Annotated in this window: 7 protein-coding genes; all 7 read right to left on the bottom strand. The window is 37.6% G+C overall.

Features of this window, described 5'->3' with window-relative positions:
* Window positions 1-84: 84 nt before the first annotated feature.
* Window positions 85-840, bottom strand: coding sequence for a helix-turn-helix domain-containing protein (locus HEQ28_RS11315; RefSeq protein WP_434502489.1), 756 nt, complete (start codon window positions 838-840; stop codon window positions 85-87).
* Window positions 841-2,460: 1,620 nt separating this feature from the next.
* Window positions 2,461-4,137: a glycoside hydrolase family 43 protein gene (locus tag HEQ28_RS11310; protein WP_434502487.1), complete on the bottom strand. Its 1,677-nt coding sequence runs from the start codon at window positions 4,135-4,137 to the stop codon at window positions 2,461-2,463.
* 357 nt (window positions 4,138-4,494) lie between these two features.
* Window positions 4,495-6,189, bottom strand: coding sequence for an endo-1,4-beta-xylanase (locus HEQ28_RS11305; protein ID WP_434502485.1), 1,695 nt, complete (start codon window positions 6,187-6,189; stop codon window positions 4,495-4,497).
* A gap of 8 nt (window positions 6,190-6,197) precedes the next feature.
* Complete coding sequence (locus HEQ28_RS11300) at window positions 6,198-7,205, bottom strand: DUF5627 domain-containing protein (protein WP_434502483.1); 1,008 nt, start codon at window positions 7,203-7,205, stop codon at window positions 6,198-6,200.
* Between the two features lie 24 nt (window positions 7,206-7,229).
* The gene (locus HEQ28_RS11295) at window positions 7,230-9,020 is read right to left on the bottom strand and encodes a RagB/SusD family nutrient uptake outer membrane protein (RefSeq protein ID WP_434502481.1); all 1,791 of its coding nucleotides are present in this window, start codon (window positions 9,018-9,020) and stop codon (window positions 7,230-7,232) included.
* Window positions 9,021-9,033: 13 nt separating this feature from the next.
* Window positions 9,034-11,865, bottom strand: a complete 2,832-nt coding sequence (locus HEQ28_RS11290; protein WP_434502479.1) for a SusC/RagA family TonB-linked outer membrane protein — start codon at window positions 11,863-11,865, stop codon at window positions 9,034-9,036.
* A gap of 39 nt (window positions 11,866-11,904) precedes the next feature.
* Entirely contained in the window at window positions 11,905-13,806 is a 1,902-nt protein-coding gene (locus tag HEQ28_RS11285) for a RagB/SusD family nutrient uptake outer membrane protein (protein WP_434502476.1), read from the bottom strand.
* Window positions 13,807-13,811 lie beyond the last annotated feature (5 nt).

Raw genomic sequence — 13,811 nt, 5'->3', positions numbered from 1 at the left:
AATAATTGAAAACAACCTGACATCTGTCTGACATTTTATTTAATCTAAATGTCAGAATAATCTAATTACTTGAATCACAGGTAATTAATCGTTAACGCTAAGTATGTAATCTTTGCCTCTTTCAGATATAATTTTAAGGTTTCCTCTAGTCTGTATTATTGGCTTTATGCGCCTTACCAAGGTATATAAGGTCTCACTGGCATCTGGTTTCTTAGGCCATAATTCATCACAAATTTGTTTTTTGGAGAGTTTATGATTTGTTGATGAGAAAAACATCATCATTAGTTTTTCTTGCATTGGAGTCATAATAACAGGAGACTTACTCAGATCATAAAAAGAATTTTCATCTTCCGAATACACCATATTACCTAAAACAATTACGCCCTTATACTTTCTTCTGAAGTACCATATTGATAATGCCACCCACAAAATACCGATTATTAGTATTGAAGCAGGTAGCCGCTGGTCAGACAATCCAATAATGTCGGCTGCAGAACAATTGGCATAACTTTGAAATTCAACAGAATACTGTTGCGAGTTCCATTTTATTTTTCTGCTACAAATTACATTATCCTTGTTGTTACAAGCATAATATAAAAATGAGCGATTTCGCAGTGCATCTATTTTAAGGTGTTGACGATAATTAATTATTGTATCAGGAGTTATATATCCATTTTCTTTTTGGGATATTGTTTGACTCAAAGCCTGATTCATATCTTGGATTATTGAATCCTTAGTTACCTTATAGTTGTGCATACTAGATAATGCCGCACAAACTACGAATATCATAAATATGATAACAGAATGGAATGGTTTCATCTTGTTGCTTGTTTCACTCATAATTGATATAGACTTATCTGTAGACAGGCATAAGGATGAACGCCCATTGCCTACGTTGTTTTTGCAAAGTTATAATAAAATATTGATCTTTCTAACTAATGTAGCAACATTTATAATTAATTTATCATTACATAAATAGATAAACAAAAGTATGATTTACATTTTTTCTAAACAAGATTCTTATAATAGAAAAATACAATAGGCGAGTATATATCCTATATATTAATTACCATTAATGCCACTTCAAATGCATTAGCTTTTAGTGTAACGTATGATATAATAAATATTTTAGCCAGAGATTTATCTTTGACAATTTGAATTTTGTACATTTAAGCTATCTTCCTGCGTTTTCCGTATTTTTTAGCTACGAAGCTACGGCATCTCTCGCAAAGCCCATAAACAGAAGGGTTGAAGATACGTAGCTAGGTCTATTTAGCTTCGATGAGCTACGTTTTAGCTACGTTATCTATTTCTGCTTATATAATGTACGTGTAGGTACGCGCGCACTTAGGGTTTTGTAAAATATAAGTGTCGAAGTGTCAACTTAATGAATATCAATATTTTATCGACGAATTTGACTAAATAAAGTGACGGTGATCTAACGGTCAAATATCGAGTTTCGCATGCGTTTCTATATAGAAACGGAAACGTTTGCACGTAGAAACGCAGACGTTTCTACGATGTTTTACCTTCTATTGCTTCGTAAAACGCAGTCCATTTCGTCGTAAAACGGATTGCAAAACATCGTAAAACGCATCGAAATACTTCGTAAAGTGTAATTCAATACGATAAAATTTTCGCCTATATTTTACCGACAGATAACCGTCACTTTATTTGAACCGAAAAGATGTCTAACAAGTTGATGGCCAAAGAATAGACACTTCGACACTTATTTTTCAGAAAAGTCCAGAGTGTGCGCATGCGCACGCACGTGTATTACGATGTGTAGCATCCAGTAATTGAAACTTTGGCTAACAGGCTAACCTAATTCTCATTGCATGGACAAAATTTTTGCTGTATCTTTGCCGAGAATTCAGCGGAATTCGGCAGAATAGCTAAACAAGCTTGAAATTTCTGTTTTCGTTTACCGTATCAATATACACATCCTCAGTTCCTCAGATACAGCCAACGGTTCTTTGACTAATTCACTTATAGAATACATTCCATCCTTAAAACAACATAAGTTGACGTAGCTAGAACGTAGCTCATCGAAGCTAAATAGACCTAGCTACGTATCTTTAACCCTTCTGTTTATGGGCTTTGCGAGAGATGCCGTAGCTTCGTAGCTAAAAAACACGAAAAAACGCAGAGAAGACAGCTTAAATGTACTAAATTCAAATTGTCAAAGATAAATCTCTGGCTAAAATATTTATTATATCATACATTATACTAAAAGCTAATACATTTGAAGTGGACACTAATGATAAATTATATCTTTTGCAACAGCTAATTATTTTTATTATAAAGATTCAGGTCCATTTTTATTAAACATAACTTAGGTATTGCTAAAATAGAACATTTACACTATATCGTTATAAAAAAACTGATTCTTCGATCTCACGACCAAAGAATCAGGAATGCTAAAAACTAACTTAACATTAAAACCTATCAAATAACTAATTACTTATTACTTAATGTAGCATACAAACCAATACATGCACCAATAAAACCACCACTCTGATGAGTACTCAAGTTGACTGCGTCAACTCCACTCGCCAATAGTTTCCATGCACCATCACCTGCCGCATAGTAAAAACTATAGTAACGACCATCACCTTCAACTTTAAGACGCAATGGCTGTTGTAATTCACTATTATCAAGAGTTGCAGAAGCAACTGTGATATTTATTCTTTCTGACCTTTTCAATGTAACGACTGCCTTGCCATCACGCATAGTCTTTCCAAATACAAAATTGTATTCCTCGTTTTGCAATAAAACAAGACCAGCAAGCTGATGTTCGTCAGACGGATTGAAAGTTACTTCTGTCTCGGCTGTGAACGTATTATGCTGTTGACGCACAAAGATTGCAGAAGGAGATTCTGGTTGACTTATATTAACCGCTTTAGCGTTAATCTCTAATCCACCATCTGTGAACTTATAGAAGTCAGAAGGATTTCTTAAGAATATCCAACGATTGTCCAACTTGCCATCTTTGAAGTCATCAGTATATGTAAAATTACCTGTCATTTGATTGACATCAGCTACATTGTATTTCTTCTGCCATTCTGTTTTTGATAATACAGTAGGCATAGCCTTCCCTTTCTCTAAAATCTCAGGCCATCCGTTTTTCCACGTAACCGGCAATAGATATGTATCACGACCAGTGTTGTAGAAATCATCTTGGTAAGGGCGACAACCTAGGAAGACAGCCCACCAGTCTCCACTCTTACTCTGAACAATGTCAGCATGACCTGTACTTGTAACTATGTCAGGACGCTTAGGATCAAGGCCTGTACGCTGCGTAAGTATCGGATTGTTTGGACATTCTATCCATGGCCCCATAGGATTATTAGCACGGAATATAACTTCACTATGCCAATCACAGGTACCACCCTCTGCACACATCAGATAATAATACTTACCAACACGGAAAAGATGAGGACCTTCTATCCATATAGGATTTTTCTGAACATGGGTTCCTCCACGCACAATCTGAGTATGATTACCAACAATACTATCACCATTGGCGTCAAACTTGAAGATACGAATGGCACGCTGCCCCTCATAATCAGCACCACCATCAACAGGAGCGTTGTGTACAATATATCCCTGTCCATTTTTGTCGAAGAAGAAAGATGGATCTATTCCATTTATCTTTGGCAAATAGATAGGCTCACTCCAACCTTTTGAAGGATCTTTTGTCTTTACAAAGAAGTTACCAGCACCAACATTAGTTGTTATCATATAAAAAGTCTTATTCTTCTGATTATATGATATTGCAGGGGCAAATATACCACCACTTATACGCTGATGTGTAAGTGGGAGTTGCGACTTACGATCAAGTACATGTCCTAACTGTTTCCAATTTACCAAGTCCTTACTTGTTGACAAAGGCACACCTGGATAAAATGAAAATGAAGAATTTACAAGATAATATGTATCACCAACCCTGCATATAGATGGATCAGGATAGAATCCAGCTAGAATTGGATTATAGAATTGCTTACTGTTATCAATACTCTTATTGAATCGAGTATCATTACCTTTATAACTGAAACTCTTAAATGTGGCAGTTTGAGCATTAGAAGACAGACTCAACGTTGCCAGCATTGCAGCTAATATTGTTTTTACTATCATAATTATTTAAACAGATAATTTATTAAATCATGTCTGCAAAGTTATTATTTTTACTATATAATAGAATGAATTTATGTATCATAGACTTTTCTGAATGTATCAAATTCACTAAAAGTATCGTGTCATAAGAATGTGATCTTAAACAAATAAATATTTATTAGTATAATGTTGTTTATATTGTAGAGTTATTACTAAAAAATACATCAACAAAATAGATTTTCAATCATTAGTACTGTTGTCACCACTCTCATAGAGTGAACTAACAATTGTAATTAAAAGTAAAATATCACTCTATATAAATAAAAATGACGTCCGATATTTGTCAGACGCCATTTATTATTATAAAGCCTTACAATATTATTTTCCAGCCAATCCATCAGCAAAACCTGCATAAGCCGGTTTGCGTACAAAATCCTTATCCCAAATACCTATTGGTTCGTTAGGAATCCAACCGCTATTTGCAGGACTATCTGTCTGACTCCATAGTGTAATACCATAACGTTGTGCAGCAGGGATATTATCAAAGTATGCTTTGATAATGAAGTTGTAATAAGCCTTCTGTGCATTCTGCATCTCTTCAGTATTTACGCTATCAGTAGTTAATAATTTCCCTGCTTTATCAGCTAATCTCATATCAAGTTCTGATATCTTGATAAGTTTACCAGTTGCAGCAAGCAACTTGAACTGATTAACAACAGCATCTTCATTCTGCTTCTGAGTAGTAGGACTCAGAGAACAAGTAACGTGCATCTGAGTTCCGATACCGTCAATCTTTGTAACGCCATCACTCTCCCAATACTTAACCATGTCAATTAATCCCTGACATTTAGCATTATTATTATTGTATGCTGACTCTAGACCATAATCATTGATAAACAATTTAAGATCAGAAGGTCCATATTTACGGGCTAGTGCAACAACTGTACGTGCATAATCTTTACCAAGATAATCCTGCCAGAAGAAATCTGTCTTTGCGCTACCGTCACGATTGGCATTACCTGTCTTAAGTTCATTAGGGAAATTGTTGCTCATTGGTTCGTTTACAGCATCGAAAGCCTTAACTTTACCGTCACAGGCTGTCATCATGCCACCAATCCACTTGTCAAGTACTTTATTTAGTGAATCCTTAGCAGCCTCTTCTCCACCAGATTTTTCAGATTCCTCCTTGTCACGAATAAAGCTTACTTGTTTCAACCATGAAGGAAAACTCCAAGTGGCAATATTCTCATCATCAAAATCAGAATTTAGTATAAGGTTTTTATCTGTACCTTTCTCTACCAATGTTAAGTCATCAATACAAAAATCACCTTTTAGAAAACCAAATTCAAAGCTCAACTTTTCAAGAGGTAGTGATGCCTTAAACTCTAAAGAATTTTCTCCCCAAGTTTTCGTTAGCTGGAAACCCGGAAGATATTGTGTTCCCTTTTCGCAGCTAGGCCAGAAATAGAGTTGTACTGGTTCTGATGAAGCCCATTGCTCAGAATTAAGTTTACCTTTAAATGTAATTACATAAGTCTTATCAACAGTTAAAGGACTAGATAGCGCATATGTGACAGATGCATCCCACTTATTTGCACTAGTACTTGAAGAAGTTACATGCAAGAAATAGTTAGGTGGAGCAAGTAAGCTCTTTAAGTAAGTTATATTCTGCTGAGAATGCCAACAAAGAGTGTGACCATAAACGGTAAGTCCAGCCTCAGCAGACTTATTTACAAGATCTTTTACTGTAGAAAAATCCATTGTTCCATCATCTTTAACGACAGAAGCGAACTTCATTTCATTACCAGGAGTGAACTCATCAAAGTTCTCATTAGTAACAGTCCATGCCCTTTTATGACCAAGATAGTCGGCTGCACTGACACCTGTACCCAACTTAAAATTAGGATTAACGTTACGGTCAACGTATGTCTTCAGCGTATTATAGCCATTAAGATAGTCGTACTGTCCTGTTATTCCAGGCTCCTTAGGAGCCTGGCTAAACATATCATTGTCAGTACAACCACATAACAGCACTGCAACAGCTGCAAATGAAATTATCTTGTTGTATTTCATAATTAAGATTATTTGAAATTAAATGTTTCATACTTACTTTGGCGATCACGCATAATCAAAGACTCCTTAGTTGAAATCTTTTTATAGCGTGCTTCAGTACCATAGTTGTATTTAAATGTAGCATCATAAGTAAGGTCTATAAGGTCACGATCTGTATTATTCCATGCCTTTATTGCACCGTGATATGTCCACTTACCAGTACCAGTAACAACGAAATTTGCATCATCAGAACTCAAAGTGCAATTACCTGCATCATCAAACGTAACAAGCATGTTACTGGTAATCTCAACTTCGGTGTTTTCTCCTTTACTATTCAGCTGAGTTACAGTAGTTGTTATAGGATATGTACACTGCTTTAATGACGTTGTAGCAAGGTAGCGCAAATTATATTTCTCAACGTATTGAGGTTCACGAGTAACAGTAGTCTTCACACCATTGTAGTCAATGTTGTCAGTACCATGGCTCAACCAGCAACCAGTATATTGATTCTTGTATTTCACAGCGTAAAGAGTATAATTCTTTGTAGAAAGAATAGAATCGTTACCTGCACTCACAATCTTCAAAGGCAATACATAGTTCAATGCCGTTGACTTAGGGTCATTAAAGAATGCATCTGTAAGATGTACCTTTACACATCCCATAATTTCACCTTTACTGATTGTTAGTTCATTAGAACTCAACTGGTAATACTCTTTTGGCAAAGCCAATATAGAATGACCATCCTCAAAAGTTTTTCCTGAACAAAGAGATTCATCTACAGCTATTGAAACCTTACGATCGACCTTATTTTTCTCAACACCGCCAAGAGTAACATAAACTTCAAAATCATGAGCATTATCAAGGTCTGTAGAATATACATCCTCACCCAATGTTATTGTGCGCACAGGACTCTGCTTAGCAAAATAAACTGTCTGGTAATCAAAGTCACCGAATTCCTTGTCGCCATTCTCGCATGAAGATGTCATGAAAGCTGCAGAAACGGCAAGCATAGACAAGATTATATGTTTAATTTTCATATTTAATAGCATTTTTATAATTGTTTATTTAAATTCCCAGCCCTTGTTCTGCTGAAGCTGATTGAACTTTAGAATCTCTGAGTATGGGATAGGACCATAGTTCATGTATTCCTTATAATCGCGAGTCTCAACATCTACAGGAGAATAAGTAGTATGTTTTACTGAATTAATACTCATTCCCATCGCTTTCTCTGTTAGCGTAACATTCCAACGACGCAAATCCCAGAAACGGAAACCTTCGAAAGAAAGTTCTATGCGACGCTCGTTACGAATCAACTGGCGCATTTTATCCTTATCGGTCTTTATTGATTCAAGATAATTATTACCTACACCGGCGCGGTTATGAAGAGCAGCAATAATATCATACGCAGAATATCCATGTCCACCGTTTCCAGTTGGACCCCAAGCCTCATTTGCAGCCTCTGCATAGTTCAAGAATATCTCTGTAAAACGTATTCTTGGAGTATAATGCATCTGCTTTGATGTAGCTGTTGGTTCCAAGTTTACATCCTGACGCAGCAATTTACGTAGATAGTAACCTGTACGTGTACTGCTACCACTAAAGTGGTTGATACCATCTTTGTTTTGTTTCGTATTATCCTTTGAATCTGTTGCGTCAGCGGCAGTATTGATTACAGTATTATTAACACCAACCTGCCCACCATTCAATACAACATAAGCAGCAAGTCTAGGATCACGGTTTGCATAAGGAATTGTATCACTGTAAATAGTTGATACCGTAATAGGATATCCGTTCTTATCTGGGAATGCATTTACGAAATTCTGTGTAGGATTTATCAGCCCTTTACCATAAAGTGAAGGAGGAAAATTATTTGTTTCCCAATCATTGTTTGAGCTTTTCTCACCACGCCACAATACTTCTTTTGGACATGCACCATCAGCAAGACCATTGATTTCGCTAATATTTGAATACCAAGTCCATCCATTAACATCCATGCCACTTATGCCACCAATACGATCAAGCACCTGTGCTGAATAATTTGCGGCATCTTCCCATTTGACACCAGAAGCCTGAAATGCAGGACTTGCCGCAAGAAGGGCAGCTTTTGAACGAAATGCCTCAACAATAGATCCATCCATTCTTCCATTAAATGTAGAACCGAATACACGATTATACTGACCTATTGACGCTCCCTTGTATTTTACAGGAATCTGAGCATCTGAAGTTATGGTAACATATTTTGTTGGAAGTAGTTCCAAAGCTTTCTGACAATCGTCATAAATTGCCTTCATACATTCAGCGAATGTATTACGAGGAACATTAAATTCAGAATTTACATCCTCTGCTGCAGTAACGATTGGTACACCAAGCAAATTACCCTGTGCATCATATCCGCCATGAGCCTGAAGGAGATAATACATGAACATGGCGCGCATACCATAAGCCTCACCCATTTCTCTATCCTTGAACATTCCAGCAGCAACCTCGTCGTTAGCCCAATGCACTTTGTCAGCCTTACTCAAGAAAAGGTTGACATAAGTTATACCTGCACGACAATCACGCCAACGTTCAGTTGGATTGTTATCAGAAGTCCAACTGCCAGCAGCTATCTTTCGATAGTTATTTGCAGGATCATTACTTACAGCATCATCAGTACCTACTTCACTGAATGGGAATGAACCGCATGGAATACGTGTATAGGCATTGCCAAGCACGCCCTCAGCGTATCCAGCATTATTATACATATAATCCAAACCAAGATTATTCTCAATAGCCGGTTCAAAGAGGTCATCACACGAGGTGAAAGCCAAAGCTGCAACCGTCAGAGTCAATATATTTAAAATCTTTTTCATGATTTTTAAGTCTTTAGAAATTAACCTTTAAGCCAAGATTGTAACTGCGACACTGTGGTGCAGTACCAACATTTGTCTCCATATACTTACGTTCTTTGGCAATAGTGAGTAAGTCGCTACCATATACATATACAGAGAGACTATGAACAAATGAACCTTTGAAGAGACTAGATGGTAAATCATAAGTAATCTGAACCTTATTTAAGCGAACAGCATCTGTCTTATATGTCCAGAAGTCTGAAGTTACGAAGTTTAGATCACCACCCTGTGTTGTCAAACGAGGATATGTTGCTGTAGCAGCTGTCTCTGGAGTCCAGCGACCAAGTACTACGTCTGAGTATTTACTTGCGCCATATACCCATTCATAAGAGTTATTCTTAACAGCAGAACCACCAAAGTTTCCTGTAACACCCATAAAAAGTGTGAATCTCTTGTAATTAGCTGTAAAGTTGAAACCAAGGTTGAAATCTGGTGTCCAATGACCAAGTATCACCTGATCTTTACCATCGATAACACCATCACCATTCTGGTCTTTGTATTTCAAGTCACCAGGTTGTGCGTTATTATTGATTACGGCAATACCAGATGCATAACCTGTAATTTTTCCAGCAGCATCTCTCACTACATCTTTTTCTGTCATGAAGCCCAAGCATTGATATCCACGAAGTGCATCTATGCGAGCACCTTCATTCTTCAACCAATCATAAGCAACATTCTCACTGTATTTAGTATTCTTGCAAGAATATACCATACCTGTAACACCAGCCTGCAAGTCTAATTCTCCAAATTTCTTATGAGCATTCACAGTAAAGTCTAAACCAGTACGGCTCTGATTATTGTAGTTTATATTAGCCAAGAAAGAAGATACAGGCCAAGATGTTTTGAAATAGCTAGGGAATGTAGCCTCTGGGCTTATAATTAAACCATTTGTCTTAATATCAAAGAAGTTAGCATTCAATGTAATAAGTCCATTCCATAAATTTGCGTCAAGACCTACACGGAATTCTTTGCGCTTGATAAAATTAAGATTTTTGTTGACACCTTGTTGAGAATCTGATGTCTGCAATGAATTTGCACTCTCGCTCCATCCCCACCATGTACCTGTAGCTGTGAACATGTTATCATACATGTAATACTTTTCAATATCCAAGTCCTCATTTATAAGACCATAAGAAGCATTCAACTTCAAATCTGTCAACCAACTCTTTGTTCCTTGCATGAACTTCTCATTAGACAAACGCCAAGCCAACGACATTACAGGAGAGACAGCATCTCTGTGTCCTGGAGCAAGTTTGGCTGAATGAATAGCCGCCATTGATAAATCTGCATAATATGTCTTATTATAATTATAATTTAGGTCAAGACCTAGATTAACATTACTTATGCGATGGTATTCACCAGAAAGACTCCGCTGATATCCATGGCCTAACAATGTGGCGTTTACATTATGCAGACCGAATGAACGAGCATAATCAAACTGCCCCTGAACAAGAATTGTCTGTTTATAGATAGTACCATCAGCTATTGGATTGCCACTTCGCTTATCAGTACCATACTTAGTCAGACTGTTGATACCATTAAATCTGTTCTGATCCCATTGAACTTCATAAGTTGAATAGTCGTTAGACAATGTGGTATTATAAGATGTTGCATAATCAACTGCAAACTTAGTCTTGAAAGTAAGTCCTTGAAGAACCTGATTCAAATTAAAGTTAACACCCATATCAAACTGCATCTGACGACTGGTAGACTTAGTCCAACCAGCAACATACATAGCGGCAAATGGATTAGTCTGCATAGACTGTGTACCTCCTAAAAGATACTTACCGTCAACAATGTAGTTTGAATTGGCAATCATCTTCTGCAAAGTAGCATTATCGCCAGAGACAAAATCAATAGGAATCAACGGTATCAATGGATTTTGACTTGTTGGAGTTACCTTTGCTGATTGAGCCCAATAGTCAGAACGGTCACTGCGAGCGTCGTAAAATGTAGCATTTGCATTGATATAACCAGTAATCCAGTCATTCAGAAGAAGGTCTATATTACCACGGATGTTCAATCGTGTAGTACCATTTTTCTTTCCCTCACCGAAATTTAACAAATCATTAGTATGCATCAAACCAATGTTAGCATAGAAATGGGCGAACTTGCCACCGCCAGAAAACTCCGCAGTACCATCATAACGCTGATAAGTTTTTGACAGATAATCCTTAGAGAAGAAGTTCAGGCTAGGATAACGATAAGGATTGTCACCAAGTGAATAGCTATAGATATCATCATTGTTATATACGGTAGGTTTTCCATCGTTTGTAAGGGCCTCATTATAAAGACTCATATAATCAGAAGAACCTAAATACTTAGGATAGCTCTTAGGAACATAAAGAGAAGCATTACCACGAACACTAATCTTAAGTCCGTCATTATGTCCACGCTTAGTGGTGATAAGAATAGCACCTTTTGCAGCACGACTACCATACAGAACAACAGCGCTAGCAGACTTTAAAAAAGTTATCTGTTCTATTTCAGTTGGCAAAACATTATTAGCATCACGAGGTACACCATCGACAATTACCAAGGCATCGCCCATATTCCATAGCTGGTTATTGAAACCACCCACGTAAGAGTCCATGTGATCCAAACTGTAGGTAGTATAATTTTTATGAGTGAGCTCAACCATGTTGACAGATGAGACACCACCCATCAAGTCGCTTTTGTCAACAGTGCGAAAAGCGACGTTCACCTTGTTGGCGAGCGAGTCGTTATAATCCGCATCGTCTTGTGCCCATGCTGCCATTGGCAACAGTGCCATTCCAAGTGCGACTGTCTTATATATATGTTTCATAACTCTTATATTCAATATGTAAGTTTAAAAAAAATCTAATTACCATCCAGGATTCTGGTCGAATCCAACATAAAGTTGAGTATCCGCTTTCTTCAATGGCAACCAATAATGCTTTGCAGAGAAGTCACGCTTCAATATCTGTACTTCTTTGAATCCGCTCACGGCATCCTGCTTAGGATCAGTAGGATTAATATTACCAACACGCTGGAATTCCTGTGAAGTTTTTACATTATAGGGATACTTGTCAAGAAGCAACCAACGGCGGAGGTCATTAAAACGATGTCCCTCGAATGCCAATTCAACAGCACGTTCACGGCGAATCTCATCCATAAACTTATGTGGATCAGAAACATATTTTGAGTTTACATCTACTACTCCTGCACGTGCACGAATCTTGTTCACTGCCTGTAGAGCTGTCATCGTAGAAGTTGCACTGCCATTGGCATTACCAGTAGCTGCAACAACAGATTCAGCATACATAAGATAAACATCAGAAAGGCGCATCCATGGAATATGAATATTAATCTGTGGAGACCATCCATAACCATCATCCCACTTGTTGCACTCATTGGTAATAAACTTATAATTGAAATAACCAGTACGACTTCCACGTGTCTCGCTACGGAACAAACCTCCGGTCTGTAAATCTGCATAACGCCATTTGGTATTATCATCATTACCCGTTGTTTCCTTCTTTACCATACGACATCCATCATAACGAATATCATTATAGAAACGTGGATCACGGTCCTTCCAAGGATGCTCTTTGTCAAATCCAGACTGTGGGTCATCAAGAGGTAGACCATTGGCCATACCATAATAGTTTACGTAATTGGCTGTTGGCAGGAACGTCACGCCCCCATCATTGATATCTCCACCACCATATGCCTTAGCTTGCCCCCAAGCAGAAGAGCCCCAGCCACTACCATAAACAGGGCCACGAAATATAGCCTCAGTAATAGTGTTGTCTTTTGTCTGTCCAGGCATTTTGCCATTTTCTCCAGAAGTAACAAAGTTCTCTGAATATTGAGTCCAAGGAAGCAGCCCAAACTGAGTATCATTACCATCAAGAGTTTGAAACAATTCACCGAATGCATCAGCAGCTTTCTTAGCATAGTCAGCATCATAATCATAGGTGCCAGCACTAGTACCTTTTGCCATCAATGGACTTGCTACCCAAAGATAGTTCTTACCAAGATAGCCAAGAGCGGCAATTTTTGTCACACGTAACTGGTTTTTACCCTTTGTCTGAGCACCAATTGTAGTCTTGTCCCAATCAATAGGAAGCAAGTCTGCTGCCTTGCGGAAATCTTCAGCTGCCAAATCAGCACATTCCTTATATGTCATGCGTGGCAAGGTTAACTGTTGATCTGAAGGCAAAACCTCTTTAATATAAGGTATACCACCAAAATATTGCATCAGCTCGAAGTGGAACCATGCACGGAAGAAATAAAGTTGACCTGCTATAAGATTTTTTTCTTCATCTGTTCCTGAGAACTTATCAAGATTAGCAAGTCCCATATTTGCCTTACGGATACCATACCAGCAACCAGGATAAAGACTATGACCGAAACGGTCTGAACCAGGATTAAAATCACTAGCTTTCTGACGGTCCATCCATCCAGATGACCAACCATCAAATTCTCTCTGCCATCCCCAGAAATCACCTTGATCAACCTTGTATCCAAAATGGAAGGTTGTACCAACATTGATTATTTCATCCTCACCCCAGTTCCAAGAGTTCGTCCAATATCCACCATTAAAGTCTGGAATACAATTGTAAAGTTCCTCCGTAAATCCCTGGAAATTGTGGAAATCCTTAAAGGCATCTGTACTCGAGATGTCTGAATCCGGCGACTTGTCCAGATAGTCAGTACACGAAACAAATCCCATAGAAAGTGTCAATGTACTAAAAAGTATAATTTTATTAAAGAATTTCATTATTA

The sequence above is a fragment of the Prevotella sp. genome (assembly GCF_051059605.1).
In the GTDB taxonomy this organism is placed as follows: domain Bacteria; phylum Bacteroidota; class Bacteroidia; order Bacteroidales; family Bacteroidaceae; genus Prevotella.
The sequence above is the reverse complement of the archived record's forward strand: the minus strand, read 5'-3'. Positions and strand labels throughout refer to the sequence as shown.

Excerpts from the sequence above, each read along its gene's own strand:
- HEQ28_RS11300 (WP_434502483.1), bottom strand. The coding sequence starts at position 7,205 with ATGAAAATTAAACATATAATCTTGTCTATGCTTGCCGTTTCTGCAGCT.
- HEQ28_RS11285 (WP_434502476.1), bottom strand. The coding sequence starts at position 13,806 with ATGAAATTCTTTAATAAAATTATACTTTTTAGTACATTGACACTTTCT.
- HEQ28_RS11310 (WP_434502487.1), bottom strand. The coding sequence starts at position 4,137 with ATGATAGTAAAAACAATATTAGCTGCAATGCTGGCAACGTTGAGTCTG.
- HEQ28_RS11315 (WP_434502489.1), bottom strand. The coding sequence starts at position 840 with ATGAGTGAAACAAGCAACAAGATGAAACCATTCCATTCTGTTATCATA.
- HEQ28_RS11290 (WP_434502479.1), bottom strand. The coding sequence starts at position 11,865 with ATGAAACATATATATAAGACAGTCGCACTTGGAATGGCACTGTTGCCA.
- HEQ28_RS11305 (WP_434502485.1), bottom strand. The coding sequence starts at position 6,189 with ATGAAATACAACAAGATAATTTCATTTGCAGCTGTTGCAGTGCTGTTA.
- HEQ28_RS11295 (WP_434502481.1), bottom strand. The coding sequence starts at position 9,020 with ATGAAAAAGATTTTAAATATATTGACTCTGACGGTTGCAGCTTTGGCT.